Raw genomic sequence first — 17,644 nt, forward strand, 5'->3', positions numbered from 1 at the left:
CCTTAGGAAGTTGCCTACAAGCAAACAAAAAAAGCCCGTATCTCGCGATACGGGCTTTTTAGAGGTGACGGCGTCCGGGCAATCAGCCGGTCAACCCAGCCTGCTGAACCAAGGTCAGCAACGGCTGCGGGTACACACCGAGGAAGAATGCCAACACGGCGATGGCCAGCAGCATCACGCCGCCTGCCTTCTGTTCCCAGTGCAACTCGGCGTCGTGACGACGCAGGTTCGGTTCCATCAGGTACAGGGTGACCATGACGCGCAGGTAGTAGAACACGCCGATGGCACTGCCCAGTACCAGGGAGCCGACGAGCCACCATTGGTGGGCCTCGACGCCGGTGGCGATGATGTAGAACTTGCCGATGAAACCGGCGGTCAGCGGGATGCCGGCCAGGGACAGCATCATCACGGTCAGCACGGCGGTCAGGTACGGACGGCGCCAGAACAGGCCGCGGTATTCGTACAGGGCGTCGGCGTCGCGGCCGTTGTACGGCGAGGACATCAGGGTGATCACGCCGAAGGCGCCGAGGCTGGTGATCACGTAGGTGACCAGGTATACGCCGATGGCTTCCACGGCCAGGCCCTTGCTGGCGATCAGGGCGATCAACAGGTAGCCGAAGTGGGCGATGGACGAGTAACCCAGCAGACGCTTGAGGTTGCTCTGGGTCAGCGCCAGCAGGTTACCGAACAGGATCGACGCGATGGCGATGATGGTCAGCACGTTGCTCAGTACGCCGCTGCTGGCCACTGGCGAGATCTGGAACAGCCGCACCATCACAGCGAACACCGCCACTTTCGATGCGGTGGCGAGGAACGCCGCCACGGGTGCCGGGGCGCCTTCGTAGACGTCCGGGGTCCAGAGGTGGAACGGTACCAGCGACAGCTTGAACGCCAGGCCGATCAGCATCATGCCCAGGCCCAGTTGCGCGATCGGGCTAGGCAGGCCGGTGGCCGCCAGGGCCTGGCCGATGCCGACGAAGCTCAGGGTTCCGGCTTCGGCGTAAAGCAGGGCCATGCCGAACAACAGGAACGCGGAGCCGGCCGCCGACAGCACCATGTACTTGATGCCGGCTTCCAGGGAGCGCTTGTTGAAGAAGGCGTAGGCGACCAGGCCGTAGACCGGTACCGAGAGCAGTTCCAGGCCGATGAACAAGCTGGCCAGGTGCTGCGCACTGACCAGGACCAGGCCACCGGCGGCAGCCATCAGGATCAGCAGGTACAGTTCTTCGCGGTTGCCCGGGTAGCCCGAACCGCCATCACCCAGGTAGGCGTGGGCGAGGGTGACGCAGGCGAGGGTGGCGACCAGGATCAACGCCATGTAGAGGCAGGCGAAGCTGTCGATCTGCACCAGCGGCGTGACCGCCAGCGGTGCGACTTTCAGGGCCGGCAAGATCGACAGCAAGGCCAGGTTCAGCCCCGCCACTGACAGCAGGAAGGTCTGCGAGTGATTGCGCCGCCAGGCGATCGCCAGCATCACCACGATGATCGTGGCGCTGGTGATCAACAGCGGCGCAAGCGCGATAAAGTGTTGAATCGTGAATTCCATAGCGCTCTTACCGGGCCGAAGCGAGTTGAGAGAAGGCGGTGCCGAGCCACTGCTGCACGCCATGCATCGTGGCGGCGGAAGTGTCGAGGAACGGCTGCGGATAAACGCCGAGGTACACCAGCAGCACCGCAAGGCCAAGCACCATGATCAGTTCGCGACCGTCCATGCCACGCAGCACTTCGTCCGACTTGGCCGGACCGAAGTAGGCGCGGTGGATCATGATCAGCGAGTAGACCGAACCGAACACCAGGCCGGACGTGGCAATCGCGGTGATCCATGGGGCGCTGACGAACGAGCCGATCAGGATCAGGAACTCGCCGACGAAGTTGCCGGTACCCGGCAGGCCCAGGGAAGCGGCCGCGAAGAACAGGCTGATGGCCGGCAGGTAGGCGATGCGCGACCAGATGCCGCCCATTTCACGCATGTCCCGGGTGTGCAGGCGCTCGTACAGCTGACCGCTGAGGATAAACAGCGCCGCCGCCGAAAGACCGTGGGCCAGCATCTGGATCACCGCGCCTTGCAGGGCCAGTTGGCTGCCGGAGTAGATCCCGATCAGCACGAAGCCCATGTGCGAAACGCTGGAGAACGCGATCAGGCGCTTGATGTCGGTCTGGGCGAACGCCAGGAACGCACCATAGAAAATCCCGATCAGGCCCAGGGTCATGGCAATCGGCGCGAACTCGGCCGAGGCGTTCGGGAACAGCGGCAAGGCAAAGCGCAGCAGGCCATAGGCGGCTGTCTTCAACAGGATACCCGCCAGATCCACGGAACCTGCGGTCGGCGCCTGGGCGTGGGCGTCCGGCAGCCAGGAGTGGAACGGCACCACCGGCAGCTTCACCGCGAAGGCGATGAAGAAGCCCAGCATCAGCACGTACTCGGTGGTACGGGACATCTGCACTTTCAACAGGTCGGCGTAGTTGAAGGTAATCACGCCGGTGTTGTTGAAGTTCACCAGGACCAGGCCAAGGATCGCCACCAACATGATCAGGCCGGAAGCCTGGGTGAAGATGAAGAACTTGGTCGCCGCGTAGATCCGGGTCTTCTTGCCGTCCGATGAGCTGTGACCCCAGAGCGCGATGAGGAAGTACATCGGCACCAGCATCATTTCCCAGAAGAAGAAGAACATGAACAGGTCCAGCGCCAGGAACACGCCGACGACACCGCCCAGGATCCACATCAGGTTCAGGTGGAAGAAACCGACGTGACGCTGGATCTCTTTCCAGGAGCAGAGTACCGAGAGGATACCCAGCAGGCCGGTCAACAGGATCATCAGCAGCGACAGGCCGTCGAGGGCCAGGTGCACGCTGATGCCGAAGCGCTCGATCCAGATGTGCTTGAACTCAAGCGCCCAGGTCGGATCGGCGCCCGGGGCCGGTGCAAATGAATAGTCGCCGGTCGCCCACAGCCAGAGGCCGAGCGCGAGTTCCAGGGACATGGTCAGCAGCGCAATCCAACGCGGGAGGGTAGAGCTGGAACGCTCCGCCATCCAGCACAGCAGGCCGCCGATGAAGGGGATCAGGATTAGCCAGGGCAGAATCATGACGGGCTCGTTTCCTTTCGCAAGTTCGCAAGGTTCATATCAGACCGCTACCAGCACGATGGCGCCGATAACCAGCACGGCGCCAGCCGCCATGGAAGCCGCATACCAACGCAGTTGACCGGTCTCGGTACGGCTCAGGGCAGTGTGGCCGCCCTTGGCCATGCGCGGGATCAGGCCAATGGTCTGGTCGAGCGGGTCTTTGCGCAGAATGTGGCTGATCGCAAGGTATGGCTTGACGAACAGTTTGTCGTAGATCCAATCGAAGCCCCAGGCAGCGAACCACCAGGCCGAAAGGAAACGCCCGATGCCGCTGTTGGCGATTGCCGTGACGAAGCGACGCTTGCCCAGGAACAACAGGGCGGCCAGCAGGATACCCGCCAGGGCGATGGCGCCCGAGGCGATTTCCAGGCTGTGCTTGGCTTCGCCGCCGGCATGGCCGACGCTTTGCGGCAGCACATCGGCCAGCGGTGGAGTGATCATGGCGCCGACGAAGGTCGACAGCACGATCAGCACCGACAGCGGCAGCCAATGGGCGATGCCGTGGCCGGCGTGGGCTTCGGTCTTGGCTTCACCGTGGAACGCGATGAAGATCAGGCGGAAGGTGTACAGCGAGGTCATGAACGCCCCCACCAGGCCTGCATAGAGCAGACCCTGGTTACCGCTGGCGAACGCTTCCCAAAGGATCTCGTCCTTGGAGTAGAAACCGGCGGTGACCAGTGGCAGGGCCGCCAGGGCCGCGCCGCCAACGATGAAGCTGGCGTAGGCCAACGGCAGTTTCTTCCACAGGCCGCCCATCTTGAAGATGTTCTGCTCGTGGTGGCAGGCAACGATCACTGCACCGGAGGCAAGGAACAGCAGGGCCTTGAAGAAGGCGTGGGTCATCAGGTGGAAGATCGCGCCTTCCCAGGCACCGACGCCCAGGGCCAGGAACATGTAGCCGATCTGGCTCATGGTCGAGTAGGCGAGGATGCGCTTGATGTCGGTTTGTACCAGGGCGGCAAAACCGGCCAATACCAGGGTCACGCCGCCGACGATGCCGACCAGGTGCAGGATGTCCGGCGCCAGGGCGAACAGGCCGTGGGTACGGGCGATCAGGTAGACGCCCGCCGTTACCATGGTCGCGGCGTGGATCAGTGCCGAGACCGGGGTAGGGCCGGCCATCGCGTCCGCCAACCAGGTTTGCAGCGGCAGTTGTGCGGATTTACCGACGGCGCCGCCCAGCAGCATCAGGGTCGCCAGGACGATCCAGAAGTCACCGACCTTGAAGTGCTCGGGTGCCTTGACCAGCAGTTCCTGGATATTCAGCGTACCCAGTTGCTGGAACAGGATGAACAGGCCGATGGCCATGAACACGTCGCCGATCCGGGTCACGATGAAGGCCTTGAGTGCGGCGTTACCGTTGTTGCGGTTGCTGTAGTAGAAACCGATCAACAGGTACGAGCACAGGCCCACGCCTTCCCAGCCGAAATACAGGAACAACAGGTTATCGCCGAGCACCAGGAACAGCATGCTGGCGATGAACAGGTTGGTGTAGGCGAAGAAACGCGAATAACCGGCTTCACCGCGCATGTACCAGGAGGCGAACAGGTGGATCAGGAAACCCACGCCGACCACCACGCCAAGCATGGTCACCGACAGGCCGTCCAGGTAGAGGGCGAAGTTAGGCGTGAAGCCTTCCACCGCCATCCACTGCCACAGCACCTGCACGTACGCGCCACCTTCCGGCGGCGCGACGTTGAATTGCCAGATCACGTAGGCCGTGACGATGGCGGACAGGCCGATGGAACCCACGCCAACCAGCGCCGAAAGGTTTTCCGACCAACGTCCACGGGAGAACGACAGCAGCAGGAAACCGATGAGGGGAAATATGAAAGTCAGGAAAAGAAGGTTCATCCGCGCATCTCGCTGGCAGCGTCAATATCGAGAGTGTGGAAGCGGCGATACAGCTGCAACAGGATCGCCAGGCCGATACTGGCCTCGGCGGCTGCCAGGCTGATCACCAGGATGAACATGATCTGTCCATCCGGTTGCGCCCAGCGAGCGCCCGCGACGATGAAGGCCAGGGCGGAGGCATTCATCATCACCTCCAGGCTCATCAGCACGAACAGAATGTTGCGGCGGACCATCAGGCCGACCAGACCGAGACAGAACAGGATGCCGGCGACCGCCAGACCATGTTCGAGAGGGATAGCAGGCATGTGATTACTCCTTCGCCTCGTTACGGCCCAAATGGAACGCCGTGACGACTGCGGCAAGCAGCAGCATCGAGGCGAGTTCGACCACCAGCAGGTACGGGCCGAACAGGCTGATGCCCACGGCCTTGGCGTCTACGGTGGTGTGGCCGATGGCCTGGCCGCTCTGGTGGGCGAACAGCACATACAGCAGTTCACCCAGCAGCAGGGCGGAGAGAATCACCGGCCCCGCCCAGATGCCGGGCTTGAGCCAGGCGCGTTCCTGTTGGATTGCCGCCGGGCCGAGGTTGAGCATCATCACCACGAACACGAACAGCACCATGATGGCGCCGGCGTAGGCGATCACTTCCAGGGCACCGGCGAACGGTGCGCCGAGGGCGAAGAAGGTCATGGCCACGGCGATCAGCGAAATGATCAGGTAGAGCAGGGCGTGCACGGGGTTGGTGTTGGTGACCACACGAAGTGTGGAGACCACCGCGATACCCGATGCGAAATAGAAAGCGAATTCCATCTTTCTTCCTTAAGGCAGCAAGCTCTTCACGTTGATCGGTTCGGCTTCGTTCTGCGCGGCGCCTTTCGGCTTACCGGCAATGGCCATACCTGCAACACGATAGAAGTTGTAATCAGGGTTTTTACCGGGACCGGAAATCAGCAGGTCTTCTTTCTCGTACACCAGGTCCTGACGCTTGAAGTCAGCCATTTCGAAATCCGGCGTGAGCTGGATCGCGGTGGTCGGGCACGCTTCCTCGCACAAGCCGCAGAAAATGCAGCGCGAGAAGTTGATGCGGAAGAAGTCCGGGTACCAGCGACCGTCTTCGGTCTCGGCTTTCTGCAGGGAGATGCAGCCCACCGGGCACGCCACGGCGCAGAGGTTACAGGCTACGCAGCGCTCTTCGCCGTCGGGGTCGCGGGTCAGGACGATGCGCCCGCGATAACGCGGCGCCAGGTAGACCGGTTCTTCCGGGTATTGCAGGGTGTCGCGCTTGCGAAAGCCATGGCCGAAGATCATGACCAGGCTTCGCAGTTGGGTACCGGTACCCTTAACGATGTCGCCAATATATTTGAACATGGGTCAAATCCTCACTGAACCGCGGCCGCAGGCGCGTTCATCAAAACGATCGCAGCGGTCACCAGCATGTTGATCAGGGTCAGCGGCAGGCAGAATTTCCAGCTGAAGTCCATCACCTGGTCGTAGCGTGGGCGCGGGATCGAGGCGCGCAGCAGGACGAACAGCATGATGAAGAACGCGGTCTTCAGGGCGAACCACACGAAGGACAGTTGCGGCAGGATGCCGAACGGACCGTGCCAGCCACCGAAGAACAACGTCACCAGCAATGCCGAGATCAGGATGATGCCGATGTACTCGCCAACGAAGAACATGCCCCATTTCATGCCGGCATATTCAATGTGGTAACCGTCGGCCAGTTCCTGTTCCGCTTCCGGCTGGTCGAAGGGGTGACGGTGAGTCACGGCCACGCCAGCGATGAAGAACGTACAGAAGCCGAAGAACTGCGGAATGATGAACCACAGGTTCTGCGCCTGGTACTCGACGATGTCGCGCATGTTGAACGAACCGGCCTGGATCACGATGCCCATCAGCGACAGGCCCATGAACACTTCATAGGACACGGTCTGGGCCGAAGCCCGCAGGCTGCCGAGCAGGGCGAACTTGTTGTTGCTCGACCAACCGGCGAACAACACCGCGTACACCGACAGGCCGGCCATGGCGAAGAAGAACAGCAGGCCGATGTTCAGGTCCGCCACGCCCCAGGTCGGGGTGATCGGGATGACCGCGAAGGCGATCAGCAAGGCGCTCATGGCCACGACCGGTGCCAGGGTGAAGATCACCTTGTCGGCGAACGGTGGCGTCCAGTCTTCCTTGAAGAACATCTTCACCATGTCGGCGGCGATCTGGAACATGCCGAACGGGCCGACGCGGTTCGGACCGTAGCGGTCCTGCCACCAGCCCAGCAGGCGACGCTCGACGAAACTCAGCAACGCGCCGCACACCACCACGGCCAGCAAGACCACGATGGCCTTGAGGACCGTCAGGATCACGGCGATCACTTCAGGGGTGAACCAGCTCATTGCGCTGCCTCCTGCAGACCGTCGACGGTTTTGCCGAAAATAGCCGGTGGAATACCCGCCAGGCCAGCCGGCAGGGCCACCAGGCCGGCGCCCAGTTCTTCATTGATGCGCAGCGGCAGGCGCAGGGTCTGGCCGGCCACGTTCAGGCTCAGCAGGGCACCGTCGTTGACGCCCAGGCGATCGGCTTCGGACTTGGCCAGCGACACGTAGGCGGCCGGGATGCGTTCCTGTACCGGTTCGGCCCGGGAGGAGTTCTCCTCACTGCCGAACAGGTGATGGAACGGCACGACCTGCCAGGTGCCCGGTGCCGGATTGAAGGCCCGCGGAACACTGGCGAACCAGCCCAGGCCATCGCCCTGGCTTTCGATCAGGCGAGTGCCCGGATCACCGGCGCGCAGGTGACCGCCGACTTCGTCCTGGAACTTGTTCCAGGCTTGTGGCGAGTTCCAGCCCGGCGACCAGGCGAACGGCACTTGCGAGCGCGGTTCGGCAGAGCCCGAGTAGCCTTCCATGGAGAAGGCGAACGCGGTGTCCTTGTCCTGCGGGGTACGCGGTTCATGGACGCTGATGTTGGCGCGCATCGCGGTACGACCGGAGTAGCGCAGCGGTTCGCGCGCCAGCTTCAGGCCTTTGATGCGGAACGCGGCGGACGGCGCGGCGTCGACCACACCGGCCAGTTGCGGGCTGCTCGAAGCAACGGCGGCGGTGACGTGGTCCAGTTGCGTCCAGTCGATCGGCTGGTCCAGCAGGGTGGCGCGCAGGGCGTGCAGCCAGCGCCAGCCTTCGTGGACCAGGATGCTGGCGTCCAGGTATTGCGGGTCGAAAACCTGGAAGAACCGCTGGGCGCGACCTTCCTGGCTGACCAGCGTACCGTCGCCTTCGGCGAAGCTCGCCGCCGGCAGCACCAGGTCGGCGCGGTCGGTGGTAGCGGTTTTCTGGTGGTCGGCGACGATCACGACCTTGGCGGCGTTCAGCGCAGCATCGACCTTGGCCTTGTCAGTGCGGGTGAACAGATCGTTCTCCAGCACCACGATGGCGTCGGCGCTGCCGTCGATCACGGCTTGCAGGGCTGCATCGACCGATTCGCCACCGAGCATGGCCAGGCCGAGGCTGTTGGCTTCAGGCACGACCAGGCTGATGGAGCCGTTCTTGTCGCGCAGCTTCAAGGCCTTGGCAATGTTGGCAGCGGCCTCGATCAGTGCCTTGGAACCCAGGGAGGTACCGGCGATGATCAGTGGGCGCTTGGCCGCCAGCAGGGCGTCGGCGATGCGTTGGGCGAGGGAGGCTGCTTCGCTGTCCAGGCCGTCGACGGCCGGGGCGCTGGCGTCCAGGGCGTGGGCCACGGCGAAACCGATACGCGCCAGGTCGTCGGGGGCGGCGTGGACGCATTCTTCGGCCACATCGTCGAGCTTGGTTTCAGCGAGGCTGGCGATGAACAACGGGTTCAGCGCGTGCTGGCCGATGTTCTTCACGGCGGCGTCGAGCCATGGTTGGACGCGCATGGCGTCGGCCATGTCCTCGGCCTTGCCCTTGACCGACTGGCGCAGGGCCAGGGCCATACGGGCGGCGGTCTGGGTCAGGTCTTCGCCAAGGACGAACACCGCGTCATGGTCTTCGATGTCGCGCATCGTCGGCACGGGCAGCGGGCTGTCCTTGAGCACTTGCAGCACCAGGCGGATGCGTTCCAGCTCGCCGGCTTCGATGCCACTGTAGAAGTGCTCGGCGCCGACCAGTTCACGCAGGGCGTAGTTGCTTTCCAGGCTGGCGCGAGGCGAGCCGATGCCGACGATGTTGCGTCCGCGCAGCAGTTCGGCGGCCTTGTCCAGGGCCTCGTCCAGGCTCAGCTTGGTGCCATCGGCCAGCAGCGGCTGGCGCGGGCGGTCCTTGCGATTGACGTAGCCATAGCCGAAACGGCCGCGGTCGCACAGGAAGTACTGGTTCACCGAACCGTTGTAGCGGTTTTCGATGCGGCGCAGTTCGCCGTAGCGCTCGCCCGGGCTGATGTTGCAACCGCTGGAGCAGCCATGGCAGATGCTCGGCGAGAACTGCATGTCCCATTTGCGGTTGTAACGCTCGGAGTGCGTCTTGTCGGTGAACACACCGGTCGGGCAGACCTCGGTGAGGTTGCCGGAGAACTCGCTTTCCAGGGTGCCGTCTTCAACGCGACCGAAGTACACGTTGTCGTGGGCACCGAACACACCCAGGTCGGTGCCGCCGGCGTAGTCCTTGTAGAAACGCACGCAACGGTAGCAGGCGATGCAGCGGTTCATCTCGTGGGAAATGAACGGGCCGAGGTCCTGGTTCTGGTGGGTGCGCTTGGTGAAGCGATAACGGCGCTCGTTGTGGCCGGTCATCACGGTCATGTCTTGCAGATGGCAATGGCCGCCTTCCTCACAGACCGGGCAGTCGTGAGGGTGGTTGGTCATCAGCCATTCGACGACGCTGGCGCGAAACACTTTCGCTTCTTCGTCATCGATGGAGATCCAGCTGCCGTCGGTGGCGGGGGTCATGCAGGACATGACGATCCGACCACGCTTGTCGTTCTCGTCGGTGTACTGCTTGACCGCGCACTGGCGACAAGCGCCAACGCTGCCAAGGGCGGGGTGCCAGCAGAAATAAGGGATGTCGAGGCCCAGCGACAGACAAGCCTGTAACAGGTTGTCTGCGCCATCGACTTCGAGCTCTTTGCCGTCTACGTGGATAGTGGCCATGGTTCAAAGTTCTTCGTTGGCCCGGTGTCAGCGGGCGTGGCTAATGGAATCTTGTCATTCGTCCGAATCCAAACAGCCTCGGTAAAGGCGTCATCGAACGAAAGGCGAAGGGCACGGACCCTTCGCCTTTTTAAGCGTCGTTACGCGCCGACCATGGTCGGCGTGACCACCTGATTGAGGTTGTCCGCGCGGGTTGGCGCGATACCGGCCTCGAATTCAGGGCGGAAGTATTTGATTGCGCTGCCCAATGGCTCCACGGCACCCGGTGCGTGAGCACAGAAGGTCTTGCCTGGGCCGAGGAAACCCACCAGGCCCAGCAGGGTCTCGATGTCGCCGGGTTGGCCTTGGCCTTTCTCGATGGCCATCAGGAGCTTGACGCTCCAGGGTAGGCCATCGCGGCAAGGGGTGCAGAACCCGCAGGATTCGCGCGAGAAAAACTGTTCCATATTGCGCAGCAGGGAGACCATGTTGACGCTGTCGTCCACCGCCATTGCCAGGCCGGTACCCATCCGGGTGCCCACCTTGGCGATGCCGCCGGCGTACATTTGTGCGTCCAGGTGTTCCGGCAACAGGAAACCGGTGCCGGCGCCGCCGGGCTGCCAGCACTTGAGCTTGTAGCCGTCGCGCATGCCGCCGGCATAGTCCTCGAACAGCTCGCGAGCGGTGACGCCGAAGGGCAGCTCCCACAGGCCAGGGTTCTTGACCTTGCCGGAAAAGCCCATGAGCTTGGTGCCCATGTCTTCGCTACCGTCGCGGGCCAGGGATTTGTACCAGTCCACGCCGTCGGCGATGATCGCCGGCACGTTGCACAGGGTCTCGACGTTGTTCACGCAAGTCGGCTTGCCCCACACGCCCACGGCGGCAGGGAAGGGCGGCTTGGAGCGTGGGTTGGCGCGGCGGCCTTCCAGGGAGTTGATCAGCGCGGTTTCTTCACCGCAGATGTAGCGCCCGGCGCCGGTGTGGACGAACAGCTCGAAATCGAAGCCGCTGCCCAGGATGTTCTTGCCCAGCAGCCCCGCGGCCTTGGCTTCTTCCACGGCACGGTTCAAGTGCTTGGCGGCGGTGGTGTATTCGCCACGCAGGAAGATGTAGCCACGGTAGGTCTTCAACGCACGGGCACTGATCAGCATGCCTTCGATCAGCAGATGGGGCAGTTGCTCCATCAGCATGCGGTCTTTCCAGGTGTTGGGTTCCATCTCGTCCGCGTTGCACAGCAGGTAGCGGATGTTGATGGATTCGTCCTTGGGCATCAGGCCCCACTTCACGCCGGTGGGGAAGCCCGCACCGCCACGGCCCTTGAGGCCGGAGTCTTTCACGGTCTGGACGATGTCATCGGCGGCCATGTCGGCGAACGCCTTGCGCGCGGCGGCATAGCCGTTCTTCGCCTGGTATTCGTCCAGCCATACCGCTTCGCCGTCGTCACGCAGACGCCAGGTCAGGGGATGGGTTTCGGCCGAACGCTGGATGCGGTTGGCGGGCCCGAAGGAAGTCAGGGTCATACGTAGCCCTCCAGCAGTTTGGCGACGCCGTCCGGCTTGACGTCACCAAAGGTGTCGTCATCGATCATCAGCGCCGGCGCCTTGTCGCAGTTGCCCAGGCAGCACACCGGCAGCAGGGTGAAGCGGCCGTCGGCGGTGGTCTGGCCCAGGCCGATGCCCAGCTTGTTCTGGAGCTCGCCGACCACCGACTCGTGGCCGCCGATGTAGCAGACCATGCTGTCGCAGACGCGAATGATGTGGCGGCCCACTGGCTGGCGGAAAATCTGGCTGTAGAACGTCGCGACGCCTTCGACGTCGCTGGCCGGGATACCCAGGATCTCGCCAATGGCGTAGAGCGCGCCGTCAGGCACCCAGCCACGTTCCTTCTGGACGATCTTCAGGGCTTCGATCGACGCCGCGCGCGGGTCTTCGTAGTGGTGCAGCTCGTGCTCGATGGCCGAGCGCTCGGTTTCGCTCAAGGCGAAACGGTCAGTCTGGATAAGCGTGCTGTTCATGCTTAGCGGTCCACGTCGGCCATAACGAAATCGATACTACCCAGGTACGCGATCAAGTCCGCGACCATGCTGCCTTTGATCACCGAAGGGATCTGCTGCAGGTGCGGGTAGCTTGGGGTGCGAATCCGGGTGCGGTAGCTCATGGTGCCGCCGTCGCTCGTCAGGTAATAACTATTGATGCCCTTGGTCGCTTCGATCATCTGGAAGGATTCGTTGGCCGGCATGACCGGGCCCCACGAAACTTGCAGGAAGTGCGTGATCAGGGTCTCGATGTGCTGCAGCGTGCGTTCCTTCGGTGGCGGCGTGGTCAGCGGGTGGTCCGCCTTGTACGGGCCTTCCGGCATGTTGCGCATGCACTGCTCGATGATCTTGACGCTCTGGCGCATCTCCTCGACGCGAACCAGGCAGCGGTCATAGGCATCGCCGCTGGACGCCAGCGGGACTTCGAACTCGAAGTTCTCGTAGCCGGAGTACGGGCGCGCCTTGCGCAGGTCGAAGTCCAGGCCGGTGGCGCGCAGGCTTGGGCCGGTGACGCCCCATTCCAGCGCTTCCTTGGTGTTGTAGGCGGCAACGCCGACGGTACGGCCCTTGAGGATGCTGTTCTGCAAGGCGGCCTTGGTGTATTCGTCCAGGCGCTTGGGCATCCACTCGACGAAATCCTTGACCAGCTTTTCCCAGCCGCGCGGCAGGTCGTGGGCCACGCCGCCGATGCGGTACCAGGCCGGGTGCAGGCGGAAGCCGGTGATTGCTTCGATCACCGTGTAGGCTTTCTGGCGGTCGGTGAAGGTGAAGAACACCGGCGTCATGGCGCCCACGTCCTGGATGTAGGTCCCCAGGAACAGCAGGTGGCTGGTGATACGGAAGAACTCGGCCATCATGATGCGAATCACGTTGACGCGGTCCGGCACCGTGATGCCCGCCAGTTTTTCCACCGACAGGACGTACGGCAGGTTGTTCATCACCCCGCCGAGGTAGTCGATGCGGTCGGTGTAGGGAATGTAGCTGTGCCAGGACTGGCGCTCGCCCATCTTCTCGGCGCCACGGTGGTGGTAGCCGATGTCCGGGACGCAATCGACGATCTCTTCACCGTCCAGTTGCAGGATGATGCGGAAGGCACCGTGGGCCGAAGGGTGGTTCGGGCCCAGGTTGAGGAACATGTAGTCCTCGTTGGCGCCGGAGCGCTTCATGCCCCAGTCTTCAGGCTTGAAGCGCGCGGACTCTTCTTCGAGCTGCTGCTTGGCCAGGGTCAGGCTGTACGGGTCGAACTCGGTGGCGCGGGCTGGGAAGTCCTTGCGCAACGGGTGACCTTCCCATGTCGGCGGCATCATGATGCGCGTCAGGTGCGGGTGGCCGGGGAAATCGATGCCGAACATGTCCCAGACTTCACGTTCGTACCAGTTGGCGTTCGGCCAGATGCCGGTCACGGTCGGCACGCTGAGGTCGCTCTCGGACAAGGCGACCTTGATCATCACGTCACTATTACGCTCTACCGACAACAGGTGGTAGAACACGGTGAAGTCGGCACCTGGCAAGCCCTGGCGCTTGGTGCGCAGACGCTCGTCCACGCCATGCAGGTCATAGAGCATGACGTACGGCTTGGGCAGGTTGCGCAGGAACGTCAGGACCTCGATGAGCTTGGCGCGGGCAACCCAAAGCACCGGCATGCCGGTGCGGGTCGACTGGGCGGTGAACGCCTCTGCGCCAAAACGATTGTTCAGTTCGACGACCACATCCTGGTCGTCTGCCTTGTAAGGCGGGATGTACAGAGCACTGCCTGTAGTCATGGTTATTTATCGCTTTCGGTCAACGTAAAGAATGAAGCCAGGTTCTCGTTTCTTCTAAAGAACAGAGCTGGATCAGACTTCGTCGGGGCTGCGCAGATTGGTGACTGCGATTCGCTGTTCGCGGCGCTGTTCCTTTTGCGACGGCATGTCGGCGCGATAGACGCCTTGATCACCGACGACCCAGGACAGTGGGCGACGCTCCTGGCCGATGGATTCCTGCAGCAACATCAGGCCTTGCAAGAAAGCTTCGGGGCGGGGCGGGCAGCCGGGCACATAGACATCCACCGGGAGGAACTTGTCGACTCCCTGGACCACGGAATAAATGTCGTACATGCCGCCGGAGTTGGCACAGGCGCCCATGGAAATGACCCACTTGGGCTCCAGCATCTGTTCGTACAGTCGCTGGATGATGGGGGCCATTTTCAGGAACGGCGTACCGGCGATAACCATGAAATCCGCCTGGCGCGGCGATGCCCGGATCACCTCGGCGCCAAAGCGCGCGATGTCGTGGGGCGCCGTGAAGGCGGTGGTCATTTCCACGTAGCAGCACGAAAGGCCGAAGTTGTACGGCCACAGGGAGTTCTTGCGACCCCAGTTGACCGTACTGTTCAGCACGTCTTCGAGCTTGCCCATGAAGATGTTCTTGTGGACTTGATCTTCTAACGGATCGGCGACGGTTTCCCGCTTGCCGATCGGATACTGCTCGTTAGGAGCATCGGGGTCGATCCTGGTGAGATTGTATTGCATTGCCAAAGCCTCATTGTTTCAGCTTCGCTTGCCGCTTGCGCCGAGCTTCCGGAGCCCAATCAAGAGCCCCCACCCGGTAAAGGTAGACAAGACCTGCCAACAGAATTGCTATGAAAACGAGAGCTTCGACAAATCCGGTCCAGCCGCTTTCGCGGACGGACACAGACCAGGCAAAGAGAAAGAGGGCTTCGATATCGAAGATCACGAAGAGCATCGCGACCAGATAGAATTTGGCTGAGAGCCGCAAGCGGGCGCCACCGGTAGGCAGCATGCCGGACTCGAACGGTTCATTTTTGCTGCGGCCCCAGGCTTTTGACCCGAGCAGGCTCGACACGCCGAGCATGAAGGCACACAGGCCGACGACACCCAGAAGGAAAATGGCAAAGCCCCAGTTGTGGGCCATGAGTCCTGTCGCTTCGGGCATGCTGGAAATCCTTAACAGAGAGCAAAGGTCTCTGAGCTTGAAAAGAAATAACGCAGTGACGATATGTCGCAGCAATCAATCGCGGTGATTTTATGGCTAAACACCGGGCAAGTAAAATTCCTATGGTGAAATTATTTATTGGAATAAGGACATAGCACGCCTCCAAGGCTCTGCAACCCAGGCCTGGTAGGGGCTGGGCGTCTGTTCATCAATAATATTTCGTGGGGAATGTAACAATGATAATGCCTTTCAAATGATAATTATTATTATCTGTGGTGACCGTTCCACGGTGCACTTAATGTAGTGCAGGAGGGCCTTCCTAACATCGTCGCTACTGCAATTGTCAGCGCCGCACGTTTTACTCCTTTTCAGACAGCCCAACACTGCGTTCGATCAATTTTCTATTTATTGCACGAAACTTTCTTGAGCGACGTACGCGGTGGAGCTTGGATCCGCAAGGCGGGCTGTCATTCGCCGCCGTCATGCAACGTCGACTCTTCCCTTGAAGGATTGATGTCAAATGGCTATCTTTATGCCTCATTCGTCTAATCATCTATATCAATATGTGATTAGGCTAAGCCCCCTTCTCAGATAGCCGCGCCAGTCCTGAATGATCGCGGCTGATTATCGTAAGGACTGTCATGAACTCTTGGATCGCGAATATGAGCGTCATGCTCAAGCTGGCTTTGGGCTTTGCCGTTGTGCTGCTTCTGACCGCCATTCTCGCTGCGACCGGCTGGTTCAGCCTGGGGAAAATGATCGAGCGTACTGATCGAATGACCAGCATTACCGAGCTCGGTAACCGTCTTGATCACCTGCGCAGGGCTCGCTTGCAATACCAACTGGACAGGGGCGATGAACAGAAGGGTGCAGCAATCCAGGCGTCGCTGGAGCAGTTTGTTGCCAAGCAGAAAAGCCTCGCAAGCGAGTTGAAAAAGCCTGAAAACCTGCAAAAACTGGCGCTGATCGAGCAGGCCAGCACGCGCTATCAAGTGGCCCTGGATACGATGCGCGAGGCTTATCGCAATGACGCAGCCATGCGCAAGGAGATGGGCGTCAATGCGGTCAAGGGCGCTGCGCTGATTGCCAAAGTCATCAATGACGTCGAAGCAATGCCTGCCTCGGATGAGCGCCGCTTTGAGTTGTACAGGATCATCCTCAAGGCAAAAGAGGATGTGGCGCTGGTGCGTTACGAAGTGCGTGGCTATACCGGCAACCCCAACAGCGTCACCGAGCAGGCCGCCAATCGCCAGCTCGAAAATGCACTCAAGGGCATCGAAACCCTCAATAGCGCATTCGGTCCGGCCTACGCCGATACCTTCAAGCAACTGGAAGCCGCGCTGGTTGCCTATCGCCGTTCGGTGCAGGACTTCACTGCCAGTAATCAGGCCATTGGCAAGGCCGTGCAGGATACGGTCGATCTGGGTGAAACCATCACCGGTCTGTCTGACGAAATGTATGCCAGCCAATTGGTCTCTCGGGACGAAGACAGCGCCCAGGCTCGCGTCCTGCAGTTGAGCTGTGCTGCCTTGGCGATGTTGTTGGGGATTCTTGCCGCCCTGATCATTACCCGCCAGATTACCCGGCCGTTGCGTGACACGTTGGCGGTGGTCGACCGCATTGCGGCAGGCGACCTCACCCAACATATGATCGTGACCCGCAAGGATGAACTGGGGATCTTGCAGCAGGGTATCCAGCGCATGGGCGCCACCCTGCGCGACTTGATCGAGGGCATTCGCGATGGCGTTACGCAAATCGCCAGTGCCGCCGAAGAATTATCGGCTGTCACCGAGCAGACCAGCGCCGGCGTTAACAGCCAGAAGACCGAAACCGATCAGGTGGCGACCGCCATGCACGAAATGTCGGTCACGGTGCATGAGGTCGCGCGTAATGCCGAACAAGCTCGCGCAGCCGCATCAGAGGCCGATGCGCAAGCACGTATTGGTGACGAAGTGGTCGCGCAAGCCATCGTTCAAATCGAGCGCTTGGCCAGCGAGGTCGGTCGCTCAGTCGAAGCCATGAGCGAGCTGGAGCAAGAAAGCGGGCGCATTGGCACGATCATGGATGTGATCAGGGCGGTGGCTGAACAGACCAACTTGCTGGCCCTTAACGCCGCCATCGAGGCCGCCCGGGCGGGTGACGCCGGACGCGGTTTTGCCGTGGTCGCCGATGAAGTCCGGGGGCTGGCCCAGCGTACCCAACATTCCACCGAGGAAATTGAAAGCCTGGTGGCGGGATTGCAGAACGGCACGCGCCAGGTATCGAGCATGATGCGAAACAGCCGCGAACTGACCGACAGCAGCGTGGAGTTGGCCAGCAGGGCAGGTGCATCCCTGGGTAACATCAACCAGGCGGTGTCCGGCATTCAGATCATGAATCAACAGATCGCCGCCGCCGCGGTGCAACAAAGCTCGGTGGCCGAGGAAATCAGCCGCAGTATCCTGAGCGTACGCGATGTTTCCGAGCAGACCGCCTCAGCCAGCGAAGAAACCGCAGCCTCCAGCGTCGAACTGGCGCGCCTGGGTAACCAGCTGCAGCAGTTGGTCAGTCATTTCAAGGTTTGAGAAGCGAGCCGGGGAAGCCGGCAAAAAAAAGCCCCGAACCAGTCGGGGCTTCAGA

General features: G+C 61.7%; 14 protein-coding genes and 1 pseudogene. 2 read left to right on the forward strand and 13 right to left on the reverse strand.

Annotated features, from left to right (window positions below; all coding sequences use genetic code 11):
- Positions 1 to 82 precede the first annotated feature (82 nt).
- The 13 genes from nuoN to VQ575_RS09790 all read right to left on the reverse strand — a co-directional run bounded on the left by nuoN (position 83) and on the right by VQ575_RS09790 (position 15,025).
- Entirely contained in the window at positions 83 to 1,546 is a 1,464-nt protein-coding gene (gene nuoN, locus VQ575_RS09730) for an NADH-quinone oxidoreductase subunit NuoN (protein WP_039592865.1), read from the reverse strand.
- Between the two features lie 7 nt (positions 1,547 to 1,553).
- The gene (gene nuoM, locus VQ575_RS09735; protein ID WP_039592866.1) at positions 1,554 to 3,086 is read right to left on the reverse strand and encodes an NADH-quinone oxidoreductase subunit M; all 1,533 of its coding nucleotides are present in this window, start codon (positions 3,084 to 3,086) and stop codon (positions 1,554 to 1,556) included.
- Between the two features lie 39 nt (positions 3,087 to 3,125).
- Positions 3,126 to 4,979: an NADH-quinone oxidoreductase subunit L gene (gene nuoL, locus VQ575_RS09740; protein ID WP_198723396.1), complete on the reverse strand. Its 1,854-nt coding sequence runs from the start codon at positions 4,977 to 4,979 to the stop codon at positions 3,126 to 3,128.
- Entirely contained in the window at positions 4,976 to 5,284 is a 309-nt protein-coding gene (gene nuoK, locus VQ575_RS09745; protein ID WP_003180046.1) for an NADH-quinone oxidoreductase subunit NuoK, read from the reverse strand. The genes nuoL and nuoK overlap by 4 nt, the downstream gene beginning before the upstream one ends.
- 4 nt (positions 5,285 to 5,288) lie before the next feature.
- Positions 5,289 to 5,789 (reverse strand): NADH-quinone oxidoreductase subunit J, encoded by a 501-nt coding sequence (gene nuoJ / locus VQ575_RS09750; protein ID WP_039592868.1) that lies wholly within the window; start codon positions 5,787 to 5,789, stop codon positions 5,289 to 5,291.
- Between the two features lie 9 nt (positions 5,790 to 5,798).
- Entirely contained in the window at positions 5,799 to 6,347 is a 549-nt protein-coding gene (gene nuoI, locus VQ575_RS09755) for an NADH-quinone oxidoreductase subunit NuoI (RefSeq protein ID WP_024779320.1), read from the reverse strand.
- 11 nt (positions 6,348 to 6,358) lie between these two features.
- Positions 6,359 to 7,366 (reverse strand): NADH-quinone oxidoreductase subunit NuoH, encoded by a 1,008-nt coding sequence (nuoH, locus tag VQ575_RS09760; protein WP_039592869.1) that lies wholly within the window; start codon positions 7,364 to 7,366, stop codon positions 6,359 to 6,361.
- Positions 7,363 to 10,077 carry an NADH-quinone oxidoreductase subunit NuoG gene (gene nuoG / locus VQ575_RS09765; RefSeq protein WP_198723398.1) on the reverse strand — a complete coding sequence of 905 codons (2,715 nt, stop codon included), beginning with the start codon at positions 10,075 to 10,077 and terminating at the stop codon, positions 7,363 to 7,365. The genes nuoH and nuoG overlap by 4 nt, the downstream gene beginning before the upstream one ends.
- A 140-nt stretch (positions 10,078 to 10,217) precedes the next feature.
- Positions 10,218 to 11,576 (reverse strand): NADH-quinone oxidoreductase subunit NuoF, encoded by a 1,359-nt coding sequence (nuoF, locus tag VQ575_RS09770; protein ID WP_039592871.1) that lies wholly within the window; start codon positions 11,574 to 11,576, stop codon positions 10,218 to 10,220.
- Complete coding sequence (gene nuoE / locus VQ575_RS09775; RefSeq protein ID WP_039592872.1) at positions 11,573 to 12,070, reverse strand: NADH-quinone oxidoreductase subunit NuoE; 498 nt, start codon at positions 12,068 to 12,070, stop codon at positions 11,573 to 11,575. Before nuoE ends, nuoF begins: the two co-directional genes overlap by 4 nt.
- A gap of 2 nt (positions 12,071 to 12,072) precedes the next feature.
- A complete protein-coding gene (gene nuoC, locus VQ575_RS09780) occupies positions 12,073 to 13,854 on the reverse strand; it encodes an NADH-quinone oxidoreductase subunit C/D (RefSeq protein WP_039592873.1) in 1,782 nt (593 codons plus the stop codon).
- 72 nt (positions 13,855 to 13,926) lie between these two features.
- Positions 13,927 to 14,601 carry a NuoB/complex I 20 kDa subunit family protein gene (locus tag VQ575_RS09785; protein WP_039592874.1) on the reverse strand — a complete coding sequence of 225 codons (675 nt, stop codon included), beginning with the start codon at positions 14,599 to 14,601 and terminating at the stop codon, positions 13,927 to 13,929.
- 10 nt (positions 14,602 to 14,611) lie between these two features.
- Complete coding sequence (locus VQ575_RS09790) at positions 14,612 to 15,025, reverse strand: NADH-quinone oxidoreductase subunit A (protein ID WP_030141323.1); 414 nt, start codon at positions 15,023 to 15,025, stop codon at positions 14,612 to 14,614.
- A gap of 776 nt (positions 15,026 to 15,801) precedes the next feature.
- On the opposite strand from VQ575_RS09790, the pseudogene VQ575_RS27205 reads away from it, so the two are divergent.
- Positions 15,802 to 16,686: pseudogene (locus tag VQ575_RS27205) on the forward strand (methyl-accepting chemotaxis protein); the annotation flags it as partial.
- 198 nt (positions 16,687 to 16,884) lie between these two features.
- Positions 16,885 to 17,589, forward strand: a complete 705-nt coding sequence (locus VQ575_RS27210) for a methyl-accepting chemotaxis protein (RefSeq protein ID WP_411829970.1) — start codon at positions 16,885 to 16,887, stop codon at positions 17,587 to 17,589.
- Positions 17,590 to 17,644 lie beyond the last annotated feature (55 nt).

The organism is Pseudomonas frederiksbergensis, from assembly GCF_035751725.1.
GTDB classification, from domain to species: domain Bacteria; phylum Pseudomonadota; class Gammaproteobacteria; order Pseudomonadales; family Pseudomonadaceae; genus Aquipseudomonas; species Aquipseudomonas frederiksbergensis_A.